The 22,223-nt window shown below is 63.5% G+C and carries 13 protein-coding genes; 2 read left to right on the top strand and 11 right to left on the bottom strand.

What is annotated here, in order from left to right; all coding sequences use genetic code 11:
- Positions 1 to 146: 146 nt before the first annotated feature.
- From ACFSCT_RS17735 to ACFSCT_RS17715, 5 genes are read right to left on the bottom strand one after another with little or no spacing between them, the layout of a single operon-like run.
- Positions 147 to 2,930 carry a DEAD/DEAH box helicase gene (locus ACFSCT_RS17735; RefSeq protein WP_379145036.1) on the bottom strand — a complete coding sequence of 928 codons (2,784 nt, stop codon included), beginning with the start codon at positions 2,928 to 2,930 and terminating at the stop codon, positions 147 to 149.
- A gap of 28 nt (positions 2,931 to 2,958) precedes the next feature.
- On the bottom strand, positions 2,959 to 4,386 hold the full coding sequence (locus ACFSCT_RS17730; RefSeq protein WP_379145034.1) for a hypothetical protein: 1,428 nt from the start codon (positions 4,384 to 4,386) through the stop codon (positions 2,959 to 2,961).
- Positions 4,387 to 4,443: 57 nt separating this feature from the next.
- The gene (locus ACFSCT_RS17725) at positions 4,444 to 5,775 is read right to left on the bottom strand and encodes an McrC family protein (protein WP_379145031.1); all 1,332 of its coding nucleotides are present in this window, start codon (positions 5,773 to 5,775) and stop codon (positions 4,444 to 4,446) included.
- Entirely contained in the window at positions 5,772 to 8,246 is a 2,475-nt protein-coding gene (locus tag ACFSCT_RS17720) for an AAA family ATPase (RefSeq protein ID WP_379145028.1), read from the bottom strand. Before ACFSCT_RS17720 ends, ACFSCT_RS17725 begins: the two co-directional genes overlap by 4 nt.
- 9 nt (positions 8,247 to 8,255) lie before the next feature.
- Entirely contained in the window at positions 8,256 to 11,558 is a 3,303-nt protein-coding gene (locus ACFSCT_RS17715) for a TM0106 family RecB-like putative nuclease (RefSeq protein ID WP_379145025.1), read from the bottom strand.
- A gap of 299 nt (positions 11,559 to 11,857) precedes the next feature.
- Here ACFSCT_RS17715 and ACFSCT_RS17710 point away from each other — a divergent pair, with 299 nt between their 5' ends.
- Both ACFSCT_RS17710 and ACFSCT_RS17705 read left to right on the top strand, forming a co-directional pair.
- A complete protein-coding gene (locus tag ACFSCT_RS17710) occupies positions 11,858 to 12,832 on the top strand; it encodes a helix-turn-helix transcriptional regulator (protein WP_379145024.1) in 975 nt (324 codons plus the stop codon).
- Positions 12,833 to 12,858: 26 nt separating this feature from the next.
- Positions 12,859 to 13,524, top strand: coding sequence for a hypothetical protein (locus ACFSCT_RS17705; RefSeq protein ID WP_379145022.1), 666 nt, complete (start codon positions 12,859 to 12,861; stop codon positions 13,522 to 13,524).
- Between the two features lie 48 nt (positions 13,525 to 13,572).
- On the opposite strand, the gene ACFSCT_RS17700 is transcribed toward ACFSCT_RS17705, so the two are convergent.
- The 6 genes from ACFSCT_RS17700 to ACFSCT_RS17675 all read right to left on the bottom strand — a co-directional run bounded on the left by ACFSCT_RS17700 (position 13,573) and on the right by ACFSCT_RS17675 (position 22,222).
- Complete coding sequence (locus ACFSCT_RS17700) at positions 13,573 to 15,612, bottom strand: DNA/RNA helicase domain-containing protein (RefSeq protein WP_379145021.1); 2,040 nt, start codon at positions 15,610 to 15,612, stop codon at positions 13,573 to 13,575.
- 246 nt (positions 15,613 to 15,858) lie between these two features.
- Entirely contained in the window at positions 15,859 to 16,116 is a 258-nt protein-coding gene (locus ACFSCT_RS17695) for a hypothetical protein (RefSeq protein ID WP_379145019.1), read from the bottom strand.
- Complete coding sequence (locus ACFSCT_RS17690; RefSeq protein WP_379145017.1) at positions 16,113 to 16,787, bottom strand: YcbK family protein; 675 nt, start codon at positions 16,785 to 16,787, stop codon at positions 16,113 to 16,115. Before ACFSCT_RS17690 ends, ACFSCT_RS17695 begins: the two co-directional genes overlap by 4 nt.
- A 72-nt stretch (positions 16,788 to 16,859) precedes the next feature.
- Positions 16,860 to 17,150 carry a DUF6127 family protein gene (locus tag ACFSCT_RS17685; RefSeq protein WP_306122324.1) on the bottom strand — a complete coding sequence of 97 codons (291 nt, stop codon included), beginning with the start codon at positions 17,148 to 17,150 and terminating at the stop codon, positions 16,860 to 16,862.
- Positions 17,151 to 17,169: 19 nt separating this feature from the next.
- Complete coding sequence (locus ACFSCT_RS17680; RefSeq protein WP_379145016.1) at positions 17,170 to 18,246, bottom strand: DUF2793 domain-containing protein; 1,077 nt, start codon at positions 18,244 to 18,246, stop codon at positions 17,170 to 17,172.
- Between the two features lie 10 nt (positions 18,247 to 18,256).
- Positions 18,257 to 22,222 (bottom strand): baseplate multidomain protein megatron, encoded by a 3,966-nt coding sequence (locus tag ACFSCT_RS17675; protein WP_379145014.1) that lies wholly within the window; start codon positions 22,220 to 22,222, stop codon positions 18,257 to 18,259.
- Between the last annotated feature and the right edge of the window lies 1 nt (position 22,223).

Below are 22,223 nucleotides of genomic sequence, written 5' to 3'. Positions count from 1 at the left end.
TCGCGGTCCAATGAACCGATCAGAATGCCGCGCGGAAGGTGGGGGGCAGAGAACGCTTACATTGACTGCAGCATGCTACAACGGACTGGAGCAAGCAAAGCTGCAAGTGCGGTAGGCCCCCTCCGCGATTTTGTCGAATTTGGGTGCTACATTCCGGGGAACTGACGCCTTCTCTTCAGAGCTGCACCCAGAAACACTGACGACGGCATGCGGTCGGCCTCGGCCCAGCGCGAGACAAAACTTTCAACCGCCGGCGCAAAGGCCTTTGCAATTAACCGGTCCTCGTCTCCGGGCGTAGATGCCGGCACACTCTCCATTGGTCTCAGCAGCAGTTCCGCAAACTCTTCGTGCGGCAGCTCCTTGGCACCGTCCTTGTTACCAGACGAAGCGATCAACTCTTCCTCTAGTAACTCGCCAGAAAGACCCTGCCAGCGAACCTGATGAACGGCCACCACGTCCTCGTGATCTTCGGCTTCCGTTTGGGCCTCCGCGTACAGTCCGTCGAAAATCAGCCGATCGTTAGCCAGCTCTGATAGATCACGCACAAAGCCTGCTTCGAAGTCCATAGGAACAAGCGACGGGTCAGCGATTGCCTTTGCGTGGTCGGCCGTCAGGCGCACAATGCTGCGACGGCCGAACTCTGGCCAGCGACCGATATCCTCTTCGCCGAGCTCAATCTCAAGCGTCTTTCCGCCATGCATCTCGGCCCTCACGTCGTATCCGGCGATTGGTGCCATCCCTTTGACAAAGCTGACCATATGCCGAAAGTCGAAGCCGCCCGAAACGCGTGTCTGGTGAGCGGATGCGAATTGCAGAATATCGTCCTCGGCCGCCCGCGCCTTCTGTGCTTCGCGTATGGCTTCAGCGATCTCCTCTTCCGTCTGGTCCATCTTCATTCTTGTCGCACGATCGAGGATGCTTTCCATGTCGATGTAAGACATCAGCTCTCCGAGCACTTCCGCAGCCAATGCATCCTTCATCTCGCCGGCAACGATTGCCATATCCTGTGCAATCGTACTGACGCGATCCAACAACAAAGTGATCGCGCTGTTGTCGAACCCATCATCCGACTGCAAATTGATAACTTGAACGCGCCGTGTCTGACCATAGCGGTACAAGCGGCCGATCCGTTGGACCAAACGTGCCGGGTTCCAGGGCAAGTCGTAATTCACCATGATATGACAGGCGTCTTGCAGGTTTAGGCCTTCGCCCCCCGCTTCAGTCGATAACATGACCTGAGCCTCTCGGCTGTTGAAGGCGCGGACATTCCTTATTTTTTCATCCAGCGACATCGAGCCGTTGATCGCGGCAACCTGCACCCCAGGACATGCGTGCGCAATCGCCTCTGCCAGGTAACTCTGGGTGGCCCTGTACTCAGTAAACACCAAAAGATTTTGGTTCTGTGCTAGAAGCGGCGAAACCACGTCATTTAGAAATGTCTGTAGCTTCGCATCCGATAGCCGAGCCACGCGGATAAGTTTCAGAACGGCCTGAACCTCTCGTGCTTCATCGGCGAAAAAGGCGCCAACCTCACCGATTGGCCCAATTTCCGAAAGGTTGTCATCTCCTTCGAGTTGCTCGTCTGAAGGTATCACCGGCGCCGATGCGGCATCGAAACCTTGCAGCCGCTCCAAGCGACGTTCTAGCGCTCGCTCGATTGCCGCCACAGAAGATGAAGCGAGTTTGCGATACGTCGTCATGACAAAGCCGATGGCTCGGCCGATCGTTCTATCCTTCGCGTCGGCACTGGCGCGATACCCCTCGCTCAAATACCTCCGGAGCGCCTTGTCGGCAGTGCGCATTTCGGGCGATGGGATTACCATGTGGCGAAGCGTGTCGTGACCGCGAAAAATCAGATTGCCTTCTGCATCCGTGACGCGGGTCTTCCGGTTGCGAATGATGATGTCCCCAACCACCTCTGGGTTCATTTCTAGCGTTCGGATTTCAGGAAGGAGGTCCGGTCGTACCAACTCCAATAGAGCCGCGAAACGACGAGTTTTACCTTGGTGCGGCGTTGCGGTCAGCAATAGAAGCGAATGGGTCCGGTCGCGAAGCTTGTGCGCGAGCGCGTAGCGTTCCGTCTGCTCACCCGTTTCGGACCGGCCGAGCCGATGCGCCTCGTCAAACACAATAACATCCCAGAATCCAGCTTCGATGAGCCGCGCCAAATGCTCGTCGCGCTTCGCGAGATCGAGCGAAATTATGACATTCTCCCTCAGTCGCATCTCATCGGCGTATTCGGGGCGGAAGTCGCGTTGATAGATCTCGAAGGCACGTCCAAACTTGGCGCGCATCTCATCTTTCCACTGCTTAGTCAGCGAAGAAGGGCAGACGATCAGAACGCGTCTGCAGCGGTTGCGCTGCGAGAGGGCGTGAAGAATAAGACCAACTTCAATGGTCTTGCCAAGCCCAACATCGTCTGCGATCAGCCAACGCGCCTGAGGGGAAGTTACCACCTGCCGCGCCACATCAAGTTGATGCGGTAGAGGGTCGATGTCGAGACGACCGAATGCTCCGGTGTTCGCGTTCCATATTTGAAGTGCCTTAGACAGCATTCGGAGCCGGAATCGCTCCGCATGGTCCATATGCTGCCCGGTTTGTCGCTTTGCGATCCGCAGCTCGACAGGCATCGCCTGCGCGAGGACACGCCAGTCTAACCACCTGGTTTCTCCAGTCTCTGCGAATTGAACGAGAACCTGCTCGAAACCTCCGAGCGATCGCGTTGCAAGTACAACTCCGGTCCCGAGGCTCAGTCCGCGACCTCGCGGTGGCTTGTGCTGTACTTGTTGTCCAGGCGCATATGCGGGCTTTAGGTCCGATAGCGCCACCCATGCGCGGTGATTGCCTGCCATAGCGAGTTGAGCCTCGTTCGGCTCGGCCTTCGGCCTCAGATCATGGATCACCCCGCGCGCGTCATCTTCCAACTTCACCAGAGCGCCCTTTGATGGATACAGCGATCTATGCATCTTTGCCCGCCTCCTTTGCCTCGGCTTCCTCTTTTCCTGCTACCCGCTTGGAGTGTGGAAGTAATGACAGAAAGCCAATATCGCGGCGTCCATCTTTTGTTTCGAAACGCCAAAACTGACCTTCACTATCCTCGAGACGAAAGGAACTGGACGGTTGAACGTCGATAGGCTCCTCGTAATACCAAGACTCACTATCAGCTAGTTCAATACCTTCGTAATAGAGACTAAGGAAAGCAGGATAGCTCCAGAACCGTGAGTCTATACGAACACCCTCGCCCGAATACTCTGGCTGCATCTGAAGCCATTCGTTTCGCCAATCGTCAAAAACCTTTCGCTCGGCCTCGACCCGGCCAACCCGATGGATCAATGCCAGCGCGAGTTTCCAAGAAAGAGCGCTGCGATAGCTCGATCGTTCTTCTGTCTCCCAAGCGCGCTGCATTCTGTTGAACTTCCGATGAGACCAAAGCCAAGGAGCTTCTCGCCAAAGACATTTCAGCTCGCATGCATCTTCCAACTCTTCGAGGCTGTTTCCAGCTTGCACCAACCTTGAGAGAGCCCTGTAACTCGACGAGAACGGGAACTCTTCCAAGACTGCTTTCAAACGACTTTGAAGCAGGGAACGTTGGTCAAGCTTCACGATGCGCATCTGGCTGACTAGCCTTGCGGCGTAATCGTCCAATAAGTGACCATCGGTGATGGTCTCTTCGTCAAAAGATGGAGAAAGTAGATCTGGATCTTCCTCATATAGATCCAGATCCAAAAGGTCTTCCCATTGGGCGCTTTCAGTTTCGTTCTCGATCTCTCCTGATTCAAACTCCGGAAATTCATAAAAATCAGCAACTTCAAACGCATCACCGTCGGTGCGAGCGCGTTCAATGTCCTCACTTACCTCGTAGGAAAGCGCAGTCTCCCAGAGATCGTCGGCCTGTTCATCGAACACATCGATGTCGCCAATAAGTTCATCATATTCGTCATCCGCCTCAACAAGCCCGAGATCGGTAGTCAATCTCGAAGAACTGGGATTTGGTGGAGCAAAGGCGGGATCCGGGTCCGGCTCATGGTTAGCCGACACGTCATTCTCCGCTTCAAGCTCTGTGAATGCCTCGGCTGTCGACGGTTGATTTCCGGACATGGAAACATCTGATTGTATTGGCGCTTGGGAGCGCGAGTTGTGAGGAAAATTCTCCGCGAAAATCTGAGAATCGATAAGATGCAGATCTGGGTGAACATTGTCTTCGATTGCCTCCCGGGCAGCGGCCGGCGGCTCGGCAGTCTCAGAGCCGGCCACAGCCTGTGAGGTTCCGGGCAAGTATTCGGCTTCGGGCACATCCCAATCGGACGGCGGGTTCAAATCGGGATGATTGGGCGTCTCCGGAGATACACCCAGCTTGCGTCTCAACTTAGAAAACAGGCTCTTCATTATTCAGCCGTTTTCGCTAACGGCAGCGCGCGCAATGTACTCACTAGTCGCATCTGCTCAAACCACTTCATGATCTACTGCATCGACGCGCGATGCGCCGAAGACCAGAGAATTGACGACCAGCTGTCGCAAACTTTCTCTTTGGTCTCCCTGAGTGCCGGCGAGATCGTGCGTGGCTACGATCAGCGTTTCATCTGCTCCCCTTTTCGCGATGGAGTTCCGGCAACGGATCTGATCGGGCGGCAAGTCGCCATGATGGGGGTACAGCAGCACGACGTTCGGGCAGTCGTAGAGCCTGCCATATGCCATCAGCTGGTACACGTCCGTCTGGCTGACCCCCTGCTTTGGATCGTCGATCCGTGGCGTCATGCGCTTCCACTTCGTGTCGATGATCAGCGCGATCTTCTCGCCCTGCCGGACGATGAGGTCCGGCCTTGTGCGGAAACGCCCGGTCTCGCCTTCGTAGAGACAGTCCCGATGGCCGCCTTGCGACGACACACGAAGGCCCGTACCGACCAGAGCACGCGACAGGATCCGTTCGATGTACGCTTCGAACAAGACGTTCATCTCGAAGAGCAGCGCGTGCCCGTCGATGCTCCCCGCGCTCGTCTGCTGGTGCCGGTCCGATAGAAAAAGGCGCGCGAGAGACAGGAGATCCCGCCAACGACGATTGGTGCGGTCCAGGACGATCCGGTCCCAGCGGAGGGCGTTCGGAGGAACGTCGGCTACGTCGGCGTACACGAAGCTCAGCTCGCGCAGTGCGCGCTGGTTATCCGGTGCACCGGACAGGCGCGACAGCTTGCTGACCGCCGCCCGCATGACCTGGTTCAGGGCTATGTCCGGCGACAGAGCATCGAAACGGCATGCGAGCTTTTGTGGTGAGAGCGCGAGCGTTGAGAACTGCCGTGTCACGTCCAGGCGTCCCCGAAGCGCAGGCAAGTCGTCTTCGTGTTCGAGGTAGTGGCGTGGCATCCCCTGGCGGACCGCGTCGGTGAGCTTCGCACAGAACAGACGGATCAGGAGTTCGAGCACGGTCTCGCGCTGCCAGCCGAGCTGCGTCATTGCGCCGGCTTCGATTGGCAGATTGTAGGTAACGGCAAGCATGTGGATGAGGCGCCGCCGGAGCACCGCATCCGACACCCCGCTCTCGCCGCCCCCCTCGATCTTTGGGAGAATTTCCAGTTGGCAGCCGGGGGTGGCAATGACGCCGACAACACCACGGGCGCGGAGCCCCTTCCGCCCGTGTTCCAGCACGCCCTCACCCCCGCGCCCGGAGAAGGTCGAGGTCCGCGCAATCGCGGCAATCCGGTCTGCTTGCGTCTCCGGAATCTCGGTGTCGCCCGACCCGTAGGCGATGCGCTCCCACTCGCGGATCGTGCGGCGGATCATGTCCCGACCAACCTGCTGTAGTCGAAGCTCTCATCGACGGATCGAACCTGCCAGCGAAACCGGGCGACAGCATCGCCGTCCTCGAGGCCCGGGGGCGGGTTCAGGATCGTACGTTTGAGAAAGCCACCGGTGATCGAACTTTCGCCCGGCTCCAGATCGCCAAGCACCGCCGCGATCTTGGCCCAGTCTTCGAAGAAGTATTCCGCAAGGAGCGGGATGACCTTGTGGCGCATGACCTCGTCGACATCGGCTCGCGAACGGCAGGCGGTGAAGTAGGCGTGACCGATTTGATGCTCCCGGTCGTAAAGGTACTCGATCCGCTCGTTGATTGTGGTGAGCAGTCGCGGGAGGTCGATCCCGCATTTCTCGGCAGCCTCTTTGAGGATTGACTCGTCGGGCATCATCTCACGGAAGGTGAACCGACGCCGGAGTGCAGTGTCGAGAAGCGCGATCGACCGGTCGGCGGTGTTCATCGTGCCGAGGATGTGCAGGTTGGACGGCACGCCGAATTCGTCCCCGGAATAGGGCAAGCGGACCCGCACCGCATTCGGCTGATTGAGCCGCTTGTCGGCCTCGAGAAGAGTGATCAGTTCGCCGAAGACCTTGGAGATGTTCGCACGGTTGATCTCGTCGATAATCAGGACGAACTGATCGGGCTCGCCACCCCCGTCGCTCCTCTGGCTGTTCATGTAGCGCTCAAGAGCAGGAATATTGAGCTCGCTGTCGTAGAGCAGATAAATCGACTGCTGCATGAAGCCGCGGCTGTAGATCTCGCTGACCGCTACCCCGTCACGATCCACCCAGAGCCATCGCACCGCGCGCCGGTGGGCGTAGCCCCCTTCCGGCCGTGGCTTGAACTCGTAGTCGCCGACGAACTCCCCGATGGCACGGAACTGCTGGTTTCCCTTCGACACGATCACGATGTCGCCTTGCCGGACCCAGTTCCGGAATCGGAAGGGCATCTGGACCCATCCGGATCTTGCATCTATGTCGCCGCCTCCGTCTCGATGGTTCTTGCAGGCCTCGAAGATCGCCTCACGGCTGGCGTACTTCTCATCGCTCCAGTCGATGTCGTCGAAGCCGAGGAGTGTGTAACCGCCCTCTATCGCTTCCTCGAACAAGTGTGCGTCCTCGGGATTGTTCGCTTCGCCGATCGACATCTTGAAGACCTGGCGGCCCTCCAACCTGATCATGTCATCGCCCGATGAGCGCCCACGGCTGGTCTCCGCGCGCTTCGCGATCCGCCTGAATACCCCGTGGACCGTTTCGAGCCGGAAGCCGGCAGACTCCGCCTCACCTTCTCCGTCCGCCCCGGTCATGGGCTGCCGACCTTCGACGAAATCCTCGTAGGCCATCGACTGGTGGAACGTGACGAACTCGATGCGCCCGGCTGCCACGAGCCTCTGGTAGACCGCCATGAGCTCGGGCCGATCTTGCGGGACTGGCTCGCCACAGAGCCCGACCGCCTCCGCCGCTGTGTTGAAGGTCTTCCCGGTCCCTGGCGGCCCATATAGGATGAGGTTGGTTGCGGACGCCGATATCGTCGTGCTCGATTGGTCCATTGTGTCCGCTTCCGATTTAGATCCAAGTTGGTAGGTAAATGTTGTTGAGCTGCTAGGATTCGGCTCTGAAATCACGGGCGGCGGCACCGTCGCAAGCTGCTGAAGCTTCTCGCCACCGAGAGTTTGGCAGATATTTGGGAAAGCGTTCTTCAGCCCCATTGCGCTGGCGAGGTCTCCAGCACGTATCGTCACAGTCTTCAGGCGTTTCTCCCGAGCCGGCTCGATAAAGTAATTGAGTGCGCATAGCCTGATGCGATCAGCGCCTGAAATTAGGTGCTCGTATCGTTCGGGCGCTCGAACAGGCTCATCCGCCTGATCAACGATAATGAAGCCGGAGTTGTGAAGCCTGGCTGCCGCGTCAGCTTTTTGCCCCCAACCACCATTCAGCTCAGCCTTCTTCAGGAGGTATCCCACGAGCGGCTTGCTGGGGTAGACGCGGTTCTCACGGTCGCGGCTGGATCGCACCCAGTAGTCCCGCGGATCACCGAAGTGGCGGAATATTTCGCTTTCCTCGCCGTTCTTACTGTAGCGATCAAAGGCATCCATCGCCTCTTCGATCTCTCGCCTCGTGAAAAGGCCCCGCGACTCGACCTGTGTGGGAAGACTCATCGTTGCGGGTTGCCAATGACTGCCATTGCTATTTCCGTCGATAACCACGCCCGCTGCACGGCTCTGACTGTTGAACACATGATCGACGCTGAAACGAAAAAGTGCCGGATTCTCATCGGGGACGAGAATACCCTGTTCAACCAAACGGTCTCGTTCGGGCCTGTCCCGCTTCTTATTTGGGGATCCTTCCCGCATCGCGGTTGACCCCTGGCGAACAACGAAGCCAGATGGCACTGGCTTGCCGAAGGCGAGAGCCTGCTCTTTCTTGATTTGTAGCCAGCCGTCATCAGGTTTTATCATCTTTTTTCTTTAGACTCCGAAATCCCCTGCATTCAACGCACAGAGCGCATTTACCAGCCGCATCTGCTCGACTGTCTCGCATCTCGCCTCGCGCAAACGCGGCGCGCCAAAGACCAGCGCCAGCCCCTTGGCGCGTGACACCGCCACGTTGATGCGATTGAGCAAAAACAGGAACTCCATTCCGCGCGAGGTTTCCTCGGCCGATGAGGCGGTCATCGAGACGAGGCAGACAGGCGCTTCCTGTCCCTGGAACTTGTCCACCGTGCCGACGCGGATGGCGTCCGGCAGCGCGTCGCGAAGGGCGTTCACCTGCGCGTTGTAGGGGGCGACGACGATGATGTCTGTCTCGCGCATGGGGCGGCGCGTGCCGTCCTTTTCCGTCCATTCGCCCTGCAGAAGATCGGTGACCGCGGCCTGGATCGCGGCGACCTCTTCGGTCGAGACCTGCACATTGCCTTCATGCGCGACCGGCACCCAGAAGGCTCCCGCCTCGGGGAACCGGGTGCCTCTGACGAGCTGGCGTGCCGTATCGGGGTGGCTGGTCAGCCGACCCTCGTAGACCTGCTCCGAGATGAAGCGGCAGACCTCGGGGTGCATGCGCCGCGAGACGGGAAGGAAGATGCCCCGGTCCGGAGGAATCGTCGCGTGATCGCCCAGCATCCAGTCGAGGCAGGACAGGTTCGCAGGCTCGGGATGCGCGCCCTGGATCACCTGCGGCAACTGACGCGGGTCGCCGACCAGCACGATGTTGCGCGCGGCGCGCGCCATGGCGACCATGTTGGCGAGGCCGACCTGTCCCGCCTCGTCCACGAACAGCCAGTCCAGCGACTGCTCGAACTCCGGACGTGAGAAGAAAAAGGCGGTGCCGCCGACGACATGGGCCTCTGTCAGCGCTGGGTCGTCGTTGGACGTGGCGCGGGTGATGCCGGTGAAGCCTTCGGGATAGCCGTCATCCTCGCCGCTGACCTTGTGAGCGAGCTCGGCATTTTCCAGCGTGATGTCCGGATCGTCGTCCTTCAGCGCGGCGAGACAGCCCATCAGCACATTGCGAATGGCCTCGTGGCTGTTCGAGGCCACGCCGACGCGGTGTCCTTGACGTACCAGCGACAGGATCGCGCGCGCCGCGACATAGGTCTTGCCCGTGCCCGGCGGCCCCTGGATCGGCAGCACGGTGCCGTCCATCGCGCCCACGGCCGCAATTGCGCCCGCGACCGGATCAGCGCCATCCAGCAGATCAGGCTTCGCGCCGGTCGTCAGGCGCGGCGCCGCGCGGGACAGCAGGTCGCCCGCGGCGGTGAACCGACGCGGCCCGCATTGATCCGCGATCACGTCGCGCAGAGCAGCCGCGATGACGCCGGTGTTGAGCGGCCAATCCGGGTGGAGCGTCAGGCGGTCCGTCAGAAGATGCGCCTTCGCTGTCCCGGCTTTGAGCGTGATCTCGCGGGCGCTCCGGTCAAGCGCGGTGATCTCCAGGGTGGTGGGCGAACCGTCAGCGACCGGCACGGTCGCCTTCTTGCCGCCCCGCAGCTTCGTCTCCTGCTGCGGGAAGCGATAGGTCCGCGCCATGGATCGCTTCACCTTTTCCGCCGGTCCGACAGCCTCGAGCCCGGCGAGCGCGTCGAGATCGTCGATCAGCTCGTCCTCGTCCTTGCCGACGCTGTCGAAGACGGCCCATTGCGCGGGTTTCGCCTCTCGCTTGTGAAAGAGGCCGAGGTTGAACAGCATCCGCTGCCGATCCTCGGGCAGGTCGGATGCGGCAAGCATGGCGCGCAGGTCTTCGGCGTCTGCGTCTTCCGCCTGTTCCTTGTCGCCCGCGTCCTCGCCCAGACGCGGCCAGGGGCCTTCGGGCCGGACCCCGACCAGCCAATCCCGAAGTTCCTCGGTCGAGATACAGTCGATGCGGTTGTAGTCCTCGATCTCGTCGAGGATCTGCTGCGCGCCCGTCTCCCGCCAGCGTTCGTAGGCGACAACCGAGCCGCCCGCCGTCGTCACCTCGCCTTCGCGCTTTCGATCATAGAAGGCTTCCATCGACTTGATGGAATAGTTCGCCTCCGAGCAGATCAGTCCGGCGCGCACGACTGCGTAGAGATCGACGAAGCGACGCTCGCGCAGGAGGCGGTCAAGAAAAGCCTCGCCGATCCCGTATTTCGTGGTCAGCCGACGCAGCGCGGTGATCTCGTAGGGTGCGTAATGGTAGATCCGCGCACCCGGATGCGCATCGAGCCGCGCTCGAAAGAACGCAAGTAGCTCCGACAGAGCCTGCGCCTCGGCCTCGTGATCATGTGCCCAGAACGCGTGGAAGTCTCCGTCGCACCACACGCCGTGCAGGTATTCGAGGCCGCCCTCGTAGTGAGGATCGCCCTCGATGTCGTAGAAGATGTCGCCAGGCGTCGGCTCGGGCAGCAGGTCGAAACCCTTGCCCGGCTCCGGTGCGCGCAGTTCGTAAGCCGGCTCTCCCGTCTTGCGGGCATGCTGAAGCCGCGCCTGGGCGACGAGCTTCGCGCGCGTGGTCTCCGCCATGCCGCGGATCGGATGATCGAGGCGGGCCAGCGCCTCCATCGTCGTGATTCCCGCGGCCTCGAGCTTCTTCACCTGTCCGCGGCTGATGCCCGCCACATTGAATAGGCTGTCCTCGGCGACCCAGACGCCGGCGCAGTGGTCGGCCCAGCGGCACAGCGCGCAGTCGGCGCAGGGGACGGGGCGCGTGAGCGAAGGGGCAGCCACGAACGCCTCGAGCCGTGCCCGCGCGCCGCGTGCATAATGGGCGTAGTCGGCGAGCCGCAGCGTCGCGCGCTCGCCGGAGCCGAGTTCGACATGTGCGAATTCGGGCGCGACCCCCTGAATCTCGGTCAAGAGGTCGGAGTAGAGCACGAGCTGGAGGACGTGTTTCGGATGGGGGCGACGCTTCAGCTTGGTGTCGGCGACCTCGTAGCTGAAGGGCCCGAGTGCCGATGGGCGCTCTACGCGCTCCAGGAAGTCGGACCAGCCGCCCCAGTTGCCCGACAGGAACGCGCCCTGAAAGACCACCTCTGAACCTTTGGTCAGCGCCACGCGCGTGGCCTCCGCATCGCGCGCCAGATTGCCGCGCGGGATCTCGACCACGGACCTGCCAGAAACCTTCAAACGCTCCAGATGCGCGGCCTCATGCGCGTCGCCCTGCTTCTGTAGAAGCGCAGCATCCTCGCTGTCCTCGCCCGGCTCCGGCCCTTCGCCGCGCAGGCGCATGAGATCGAGCGTCGTGGCATGGGCGCAGCCCATGAACCGCATCAGGTCGCTCGCCGAGAAGAGGATGTTGCCGCCGATTTCCCGCATGGGCTCCTTCAATCGTCAATGAGCGCAACCCGAACCGCGGAAAACGTCTCCTGATTGCAGCTTCTTAAATCACCCCTGTGGGTGTCAATAACTGTCAGATAAGCAATGGAGATTTGAAAGTCTGAACTTCCATATTGAGCACACCCCCACGCATGTCTCCGCTGGTCTCCCTCGCTTCGGTGCGCCTGTCGGGCCCCACTACTTTTTACTTTCGAACACTTCAGAGAATCGGCTCGACAGGACGCAACGACCTTTCTAGCCTCTGGGGGTGACAAAAGCTGGCAGGCTGCGAGGCGCGCATGTCCTTTTCCAAGGCTCAAGACCTGATCCGGCTCGCACAGTTGGCTGCGGCAAGACGCAGTGGGATCAGCCTCGAGGAGATTGCGCTTGAGTTCGAGGTGTCGCATCGGACGGCACAGCGGATGACCGACGCGCTGGAGGAAACCTTTGGAAACGTCTTGGTAGAGGATGGCGAGGACCGCAAACGACGCTGGCGCCTGATCGATCCTGGCCTCGACCGCCTCCAACTTCGCCATGAAACAGGTGTGGAAGCCTTGGAGATCGCCGTTCGCGGGGCGGAGGCCGAGGGTCGGCTACGACATGCACGAGCCTTGGCTGATCTGCGCGAGGGGCTGCTGGCTCAGGCGCCCTCCCGATCCCGTATCGAAACCGACGCAGAGGCGGTCCTGGCCGCCATGGGGCAGGTCACGCGCCCCGGCCCGAAAGTCAGCGTCGAAACGGACGTGCTCGATGCCATCATCGAGGCACTGCGCGGCCCGTTTCGCCTGAGTGTGCGCTACAACCAGGACGACGCAAACCGCATCCTGGAACCACATGGCGTCTTGCTGGGCCACCGGACATACCTAGCGGCACGCGACCCCGCCAAAGCAGACGAGGTACGCAATTTCCGCATCGACCTGATCCGCGCTGCGGAAGTCCTCGACGAGAGCTTCCCGCTTCAGGAGGGTTTCAGCATCGTGGATTACGCTGCACGGTCCTTCGGGGTCTGGCAGGATCCCGAACAATACGGCGAGGTGATCTGGCGCTTCGCGCCTGAGGCAGCCGAGCGCGCCGCTGGCTTTCGCTTTCATCCGCGGCAAGTGCTTGAGCCGCAAGACGACGGCAGCCTTGTCGTGCGTTTCGAGGCAGCAGGCTGGCTGGAGATGACCTGGCACCTCTACCAGTGGGGGAACAAGGTCGAGGTCATTGCCCCGGAGGCGCTTCGGGCGATGGTGGACGGATACCGCCGGTCCGATTTCGGCGCGATGCCGTGAACGAGTATTAGAAACGGAGGAATTCGATGACGGACAGCCTGTCGTTTAGCGCCTTAAAGGAGAAGCAACGTGCGATCCGTGCGGGCTTTCCCGAGACGATGGGGCTACGCGTACACCGCTCCATCAGCTGGATCGGACGAGCCGAGGCGTGCGGCGACGATCACGATGCACGCTTCATATTCCTCTGGATCGCTTTCAACGCAGCCTATGCGGACGAGCGCGAATTCCAGTGGGTTGCACCCGGGGAAAGGGCTGCGATCGTCGATTACTTTGGCAAGCTGGTGGCGCGGGATGAAGAGCGACGCGTTTACAAGGCGCTATGGCAACGGTTCTCAGGCCCAGTTCGGATGCTCATGGAGAACCGCTTCGTCTTCAACCCATTCTGGCAGCATCAGAACGGCATAGATGGGTTCGAGGATTGGGAGCAAAGGTTCCGGACCTCCTCGCGCAGCTTTGCACAGGCGTTCCAGGCCGGCGATAGCGTTCGCGTTCTCGGCTTCGTCTTCGACCGGCTCTACGTGCTGCGCAATCAGCTGGTGCACGGCGGATCGACGTGGAACAGCGGCGTGAACCGAGCACAGGTCCGTGACGGCGCCGCGATACTCGGCTTCCTCCTCCCGGTCTTCGTGGACCTGATGATGGACAACCCGAAGGAGGATTGGGGACGTCCCTTCTACCCGGTGGTCGAGTAGCCAGAATGTACACAGTTCATTCGCTCAATAGTTCAATCAGCGGCGACTCTAGTTCTGCGTGAGTTCCGCACACCCCGCGGCAATCAGAGCGTCGGCACAGGCGTCCATCTCATCCGGGGAACGGGTCGGATCATCAGCCTCGCCCCGCGGCACGAAGAGCACGAGACCGGCCCGGGCCCGGGTAAGCAGCACGCGATAGCCATTCAGCCGAAAACGCTGTTTCTCAGTGTCTCGAGCAATCTGCCATCGAGGCGCACGCATCATCCTGGGCAGCCAACCCTGATCATTCCAGATCAGGTCGCCACCCCAACACAGGCAAGCATAATCCAACTCGAGCCCCTGGCACCCAAACTCGCTCATCGGTGTCTCAAGCGCGCCAGCGCTGCGGAAATCCGTGAAGGGCTTCAAGAACCAGTGGCCGATGGGGTTCAACTCATTCGATCGCGGTGAAGGCGGCACTCCCTCGCCGACGAGGCGGACGGCCCCCGAGCTCGCCAGCAGGCCGACGGTTCGACCGCCTCGTCGCCGTTGACGGAGCCATTCCTTCGCGACGGCTAGGTCACGCGTCATCAGAGCTGGCGGAGCATCCATTCTGGCGGCCAGGGCCTTCGCCTCCGCGATGTCGCCATCCAGAAGGCGCGCCACCCACTGCGCATGAAGGGGGTTTCGATACGCCCGGATAGCGTTTGACAGGTGCAGGGCTGGCTCCCGTCGAACCTCGACACCGCCGAGCCCGGCCTCGACGAACATGCCGGAACCGGGAACGTCCGGCCCGCCGTCAAGCGCCTGGGGCGCGGCGACCACACACCATCGACTGCCTGCGCTCTGAGCCGAGCGCAGCGCCTCCCCCCAGAGAGCGAGGCCGCCTTCGCCGCGATTGATCTCTTGACCAGGACCAACCAGGCAGACGAGGCAGGCCCAGTCCAAGCGATCGAGGATCTCGAGAAAGAGTTCCGGTTCGGAACTCGGCCGTCCCATAAGCTCCTTGCCAACTTCGGCATCCCAGGCGCGCTGCGCCTCATCGAAGACGATCACATGCTCCGGCGGCGGAGCACCGTCCGTGTGCTCCTTCAAATAGCCAAGGAGGTTCTGAATGGCTGCATCAGCGAAACGTCGCGCCTCGGTCTTCGTCATTGCGCCACGCGCAGCACTGTCTTCCGCCAAGGCTTCGGTCAGCACGTGGACTAGTGGGCGGTTACCCGAGAGAAGCGCCGCGGGACGGGTCCCCGATCGACTCTTGAGTGCGAGGTCCAAGCCGAGCAGCGTTTTGCCGGCGCCAGGTGCGCCGGTTACGAAGCACACAACTTTGGCGCGCGACGCCTCTGCATCGGCGGCGATTTCCTGCAGCGCCGCGGCCGCGGCCTGCAACTCTGCATCGGCCGCGTCGCCGCGCCCAATATCTGCGATTTCGTGCCCAGCGTAGAGCGCCTGCGCAGCTTCGACGATGTTGGGAGTCGGTCGGTACGGCGAGTAGTCGAACCCATGCGCGTCAATCGCGGCAGCGTTCGGATCGACATGACTTTGCACGATCAGAAGCGCGTCTGCGAGCGTCGTCGCATTGGCTTCCATTAATGTGCCGACGCCTTCGACCAACGTCGTCGACGGGGGCTTCGCCCGCGCCCTCTCAGCGCATAGGATAGGCAGGATCAGTCGCTGCTGCGAAGCCTCGTGGAAATCGCTGAGCGATTGCGCGTAGCGTTCCGTCTGAACCCGGTCAGCGCTCTGAAACGCCGTCGCGTTGATCTTGAATTCGATCACGCCGACGACGCCGGGCGCGAGAACAACCGCGTCGATCCGTTTTCCGAGCCGCAGCAGCGGGATTTCGAGAAGGAGCTGCCAGTCGTCGCAGAGCGAGCCTAACTTTGCGAAGCTTTCCTTCAGGATCTCGATTTCGCGCTTCCAGGCGCGGAGTTGCTCGGCCTCCGCGGCGGCGTGGAAGGCAACGTGGCGAGATGACAGCCTGCCGATGATCGCGTCATCGTCGGTGATGCGAAACTCTGAGACAGGCGCAGCGTAGAATGAGCGGCCCGTGCGACGGCCGGAGGTTTGCGGCTGGTCAGCCTCGTCCAGCTCAGGGGATAAACTCATTGCGTCCTAAGCCACTTCCTAAAAACCCATGAAGTCATGGGACTTAGCATAGGTCGCAAGTGGACGGACTCACAAGAGCAGCGATCAGAAGGCTACCGCCGCGCCTGGTCTCGCATCACCGCGTAGTCTGCCAGCATCTCGGCGATTACCGACCCTTCCGGCAGCAGGGTCAGTTCCTCCGCCACCTGCGCCTGGAACTCCCGGCTGTATTCCACGACCGGCGGGCACACCCCGAGGCCGGTGAGGTCAGAAGCGCCCGTCGCGCAGCCGCTCAGCCAGATCGCTACGAGACTGAGGGCGACGCGCCGCCGCATCGAGCATCCGTCGTTGTACCTCATGGGTCTTCTCCATGGTCTTGAGCCGCTCAGCCAGCCGACCGGCGCGCTCGCCGGAGCGGCGCAGGGCCAGCAAGAACAGAAGGATCGCGATGGCGGTGACACCGTAGCGGAGCGCCGTGCGCGCCCATGCCGAGCCGGTGAGTGCGGCGAGGAGCGCGCCGATCACCGCCGACCCCGTTTCCAATCGTCGAGCCGCGCGTAGATCGTGACCGCAATGCCCCCGAGCGCGACAGCGATGAACACCCAACGGAGCGTGTCGAGATACGGCACGAGCGGCAGGATGGCGGTTTGAGTCTCGGCCAGGACGCTCTGCGCCACCTCGACCCCGGCCGCGCCCAGCGTGGCGACACCGGCCGCGCCACCACCCTTCATTGTGCGGCTGTCGGCCAGCACTTCGCGCGCGGGCGGCGTTTCGGCTGCAAATGCCGTCGCCCGCACCGGGAACCGCTCGCCCCACTGTCGCGCGGGACCGAGGTCGACATGGATGAACCCCGATCGCGGGTAGAAGCCGAAGCCGAGGAACCCGACCTCGCGCGCCGCCGCCTCGAAGGCCACTGGATCGTGGTTCGCCATGGCGATGTCGAAGGCGGCTCCGTCGAGATGCTTCGACCGGGTCGCGCCGCCGACGGCGCGGTTGTGCTCGGGGCTGCGATAGGCCGAGCGGACGATGAGCGGCTTGCCCAGCCGGTCGCGCAGCGCCTGCAGCCTGTCGAGCGCAGGTTCGTTGATGAGCAGCTTGCCGGTGCCCCGGCAGGCGATCTCTGCCGGGCTGAAATTCGGCCAGCGCCAGACGCTGTCCGGCACGTCGCGCCAATGGCGGTGGAAGGTCGTGGTCATGGGGTCCTCCGAAAACGAAAAACCCGCCTCGAGGGCGGGTCATTGCGGGCCAATGAATGGAATGGTGAGCGGCTACGGGCCGCCGCCAAAAATCTTCAGCTTGATGGCGATGCCTGCGAGCAGCGCCAGCATGACGCCGGTGGTGATCATGCGGACGGCGGTCTGCATCGCGGTGCGGCGGACCAGCCGGATGCAGTCGACCAGGGAGCGCAGATCGCGGATGTCGAGCGCGGCCTCGTCGCCGTCGAGCCCGACATCGGCGAGCGCGCGTTTGGCACCTTCCTCGGCCGCCCGGGTCAGGATCGCCTCGAACTCGGCGTCGGGCATGCGCACGAAGCCATGATCGGATCGGCGTGGTGTCATCGGATCCTCCTTCCGCCGCTCAGCCGATCTTGCAGCCCCAGAAGGACGTGTGATCGGCGGCGAAATAGCCGTCCGCGACCCGGAAATACCCCTGCAGCTCGACGGTATCGCCCGCAGTCAGCGGGACCAGGGTCTGCAGCCAGATGGCGGTAGCGAGCGAGACATGGGTCGAGGAGATTTCGCCGAGGGAGCCCCGGATTTCGGTGGCGCCGTTCAGCACGAGCCGCCCGCGCATGCGCGCCGTGGCGCTGGCGTTGATCTTGTAGAGCAGCGTCGCGCCGAAGAGGTAGGTGCCGTCGACCAGGGCCACGAAGTGGTTGTTCGCCGCGTCGAAAGCCCCTTGGTCGTTGTAGTCGGTGTTGTTCAGGCCGATCTTCGTCCAGGTTCCAACGCCGACATAGTTGTCGTAGTTGGTGTAAGCCTTGAACCGCGGAAGCCGGGGCTGGTCGACGATGCCGGTGGCGTTGTCGACGCTCAGCCCGTCGAAGAAGGTGCTGCCGTCGGCGGAGACCGCGAGGCGGAAGCGGTCGGAGCCGAAGAGCCCCACCAGCGCCTTGGTCACGAAACCGGTTTGCAGCGTCAGCCCGAGATCGTCGCCCGCCGCCTCTTTGTTCATGGTGTAGAACAGATCGCCGCTGCCGCCCTCGGCGACGCTCTTGGCGGTCCATAGCGCCGCGTTCAGCTTGGCCGAGAACGGGTTCGAAGCGTCCGCCGTCGTGCCGATCCCGAGCAGTGCCATGTTCTGTAGCGCCGCAGGCGTGGTCCCGACCCAGCCCGCGCCGTCGTAGACCAGCAGCAGGCCCTCATCCTCGACCCACGCCCGCCAGCCGGTGCGCGGCGGCAGGCGGAGCCAGGCGCCATCGGTCCAGAGCGCGACGTTCAGGTCCCAGCCCGCCCAGTCGCCCGTCGCGCCGGAGCCGACGATGTAACGGTCGCCATCAGTGGGGCTGGCGGGCGGCGCGGTCAGATCCCGGTCGAGGACCGAGAGCTGGACGAGCCCGTCGAGGATCCGCAGCGCCTCGTTGTGGGTGACATGCTTCTGGGCCTGCGCCGCCAGGATGTAGGGCAGCAGGAGATGGGTCGTGGCGTCGGACATGGGTTGGCTTTCAGAATGTGAGCGTGACGGTTTTCGGCACTCCCCGCCCGACGAGGGCGGAGAGCTGGGAGATGCGGATGTCGAGCGTGTCGCCGGTCCCGAGCGGCCCGCCCCAGTCTGCGGTTTGCTGGGCGGCGGTGTAGAGCGAGCTGGTCGTGGTCGTGCTCAGCACCCGCTTCACAGTAGGACCGTCGAGGATTTCCACCTCGTAGGCTTCCAGTTCCTCGCCGAGCGGCACCTCCAGCCCGCCCCAACTGTCGGCGGCGAGCGCGCGGGATCGTCGCGTCCAGCGGATCGTCAGGTCGCCGGGCGTGCGCGGCTTGCGCCACGGCTGCTCGACATGGGCGACGGAGAACGGCCGAAGCCCCACGCCCACCGGCGTGAATGCCTCCGCGACATAGGTCTCGTCGCTGACCGGACGGCTCGCCGGGCCGATGCGCCAGTTCCATGGGATGCCGAGATCGGCCTCGGCGATGGGCAGCGACGCGAGACTGTCGTCCAGTACAACCACCCGTGCGCCAGCAGGCGCCGGGTTGCTCATGGCGCCTTCGGTCCCGCGCTGGCCGCGAAGGAGCCGGGTCAGCCGATACCGGCCGGGCGCGAGCAGCTCGGCCGTGCCCGCCTGCACGATCTCCCAGACGCCGGGCGCGCTCTCGATGGCCAGCGCGTTCGCCCCGCCGAAGAGCGTCAGGTCGGTGACGCTTTCCAGCGTGTTGGTCAGCAAGTCGACCACCAGCGCGTTGCCGAGGTCGAAGCGCGACGTCGGCCCCGCGAAGAAGTCCGAGACCAGTGTGCCGATCCGGGCGCGGCTGCCGAACGTGGTCAGCAACTCGAACCCGTCCGTCGAGGGGCTGCGGAACACCGCCATCTCGCCGGGCCAGGGTACGGCATGCGCCGCGACCAGCGGCCGGTGCGCGGGCTGGTCCTCGGTCAGCTGCGGCAGGTCCATCAGCACCGCGTCCGGCGCGCCGAACACGACGGCGCGCGTCAGCGAGGCCGCGCGGGGATCGCCGGGCGGGAGGTCGTAGGTCGCTCGGTCCTGGCGCACCGCCTCGATGCCGCGCGCCTCGGCGTCGGCGATGGAGACGAGCCGCAGGTCGACCAGCCGCCCATCGTGCTGGAGCCGGATCGCGTCGGCCGGATCGAGCGCGAGCCGCGAGGGCGGCAGTCGGAACGCCGCCGTCTCCCGCCCCACCCACGCCTCCATCAGCGCGCGGCGGCAGCGCCGCTCGGCTTCCTCGGGCGGGACCGCCATGGGGAAGGACTCAGAGGCGATCCGGGTCGTGTCCACGGTGATCCGCCGCGCCTCGACGAGGGCGGCGTCGTAATCTTCGTCCGCGCGGGCGACCTGCCACTTTAGCGCCTGCGGCATTTCTGTCTCCTGGCCGCGGGTCAGTTCCAACAGGTCGCCCTCGCGGGCGGCCACCAGATCGTCGGCTGCAAGGGTGGCGACAGAGGCCCGGCCGCGCATGACGAAGCGGATCACGCCCTCGGTCTCGACCGCGTCGAAGCCGAAATGCCGCGACAGCGTGGTGATCGAGGCGCGCGGGCTTTCCAGCGCGGTGATGGCGTAGCCCTCGACCGCGCCCCAGAGGCCGGAGACGTCGATCCTCGACTCGGGCATCCCGGCCCGCAGGCAGAGGTGCCGGACAAGTGCGGCCAGCGACACCGCGCCGAGCCGCCCCGTCAGCCAGTGGCCGAGCCGCCAGTTCGCCCCGTCCGTCCAGACGTCGGTCAGCGCCGGGAAGAAGGGATAGGGCCGCGCGTCCCAGGTCCAGGCGGCGCATTCGGGGACATGCACCATGCGGCCGCCGTAGACTGAGGACACCGGGTTGTTCGTGGCCTCGCCCCACCAGAGATAGGTCGCCTCGAGATAGGCGCGTTGGATGGCGTCATCGCGCCAGCCCCGCGAGAAATGCGGCGTGAAGCTCTCCGAGGATTTCGGATCGAAGAAGACGTTCGGCTGGTTGGTCCCCCGGTCGATGGCGGGACAGCCCAGCTCGGTGAACCAGATCGGCTTGGATTGCGGCGCCCACGCCGTCGGCGTGCCGCTCTCCACCCCGCCCGGGCGGTCGTAATGCGCGTTCGACCACCAGGCGCGCAGATCCTTGTAGCGGAAGACCCACGGCTTGGCCGCGCCGCCATCCGCGATCGCGGTGCGGACCTGCGCGCTTCGATCGGCGGCGCTGGCATAGAACCAGTCGAAGCCTTCTCCGCCCGCTATGTTTCCCTGCAGGTAGGCCCGGTCATAGATCGCGGGCCAGCCTTCGGCCGCGTCGAGATGCTCGAAGCCGTCCCGCCAGTCCGAGAGCGGCATGTAGTTGTCGATGCCGACGAAATCGATCTCCGGATCGGCCCAGAGCGGGTCGAGATGGAAGTACACGTCGCCCGAGCCGTCGCCCGGCTGGTGCCCGAAGTATTCCGACCAGTCGGCGGCGTACCCGATCTTCGTTCCGGACCCGAGGATTGAGCGCACATCCGCGAGCAGGTCCCGATAGGCCTGCACCGCCGGATAGATGCTGGCGCCCGAGCGGATGGTCGTCAGCCCCGGCATCTCGGTCCCGATCAGGAACGCATCGACACCGCCCGCCGCCGCGCAGAGATGGGCGTAGTGCAGCACCATGCGGCGCAGGCCCCAGTCGCCCGATGGCCCGATCCACGAAACCGACTGACCCGCGACGCTGAATCTCGCGGGCGTCGCCGTGCCGAACAGCGCCGCGACCTGGCTTGCCGCCGTGGCGGTCTTGTCCACCGTCCCGGCGAACCCCGCTGCCGGAGAGCAGGTGATCCGCCCCCGCCAGGCGAAGGCGGGCTGGCCGGTCTCCGCGGCGTTGTCGGAATAGGGGTTCGGCAGCGTGTTGCCGGGTGGCACGTCCATCAGGATGAACGGGTAGAAGGTGACCCGCAGCCCGCGGGCCTTCATCTCCTGGATCGCCTGCACCACCGCGAAGTCGGACGGCGTGCCGCCATAGACGGGGCGATCCTGATCGTCGCGGCTCACGAGGAAGGCGTTGGCGCGGCTGACGCCGTTCACCGACCAGCTGGCGGGCGTGGTCGATTTAGCCGAGACCTCGACGCCCGGCCGCACCTTGCACGATCCCGCGCGCAGATCGTCGCCGAACCACGCCACTACGAGGCTGACGCTTTCGACCGCCGGGGCCATCGCCTGCAGCCGGTCCAGCGCCTCCACCATGTCGGTGGAGTCGGCCAGCGCGTTCAGGTTCTCCGGCACCGTCGCGCCGCCAGCGGTCTTGCGGATCGCCTGCGTCGCATAGGTGAACTCCCCCGAAGCGGGGATCATGGTGACGGCGCGGGTGAGCCCCTCGGCCGTGTCGGGATCGGCGAGCGGACGAAACACCTCGAAGGAGAGCTGCGGCAGGCGGTTGCCAAAGGTCGAGAGCGCCAGCTCCTCGAAGACCACATAGGCGGTGCCGCGATAGGCAGGCGTGCTGGCCGCGCCCATCTTCGCGGCGATGAACGGGTCGGGACCTTGAGCCTCACTGCCGGAATACCAGCGCCAGCTGATGCCGGAAAGGTCCATCGGCTTGCCGTCGGCCCAGATGCGGCCGATGCCGGTGATCGGGCCTTCGCAGAGCGCCACGGCGAAGGAGGCGTAGTAGAGATACTCGGTCGTCTTGACCTTGCCGCCTCCGCCGCCCTTGCCCCCGCCCTGCGTGGTGGTCTTCGTCTCCTCGCGGAAGTCGGTCGCCCAGATGATGTTGCCGCCCATGCGCATCCGGCCGTAGAGCCGCGGGATGACAACGCCTTCGGTGGCCGAAGTGATGCGCAGCGTGTCGAGACGAGCGCCCTCGATGCGCTGCGTGGGCGCCAGAGACGAGATGATCCAGCTGTCGACGACAGAGCCGATGCTCGAGCCGATGAAGCCGCCGATGGTTGCGGCGCTTACGCCAAGGATCGCACCGCCGATCGAACCGCCAATGGCGGCGCCGGCCGCGCCGAGAACGAGGGTGGCCATG

The organism is Paracoccus pacificus (genome assembly GCF_042680785.1).
GTDB lineage: Bacteria > Pseudomonadota > Alphaproteobacteria > Rhodobacterales > Rhodobacteraceae > Paracoccus > Paracoccus pacificus.
This window is presented reverse-complemented; position numbering and strand designations above follow the sequence as displayed.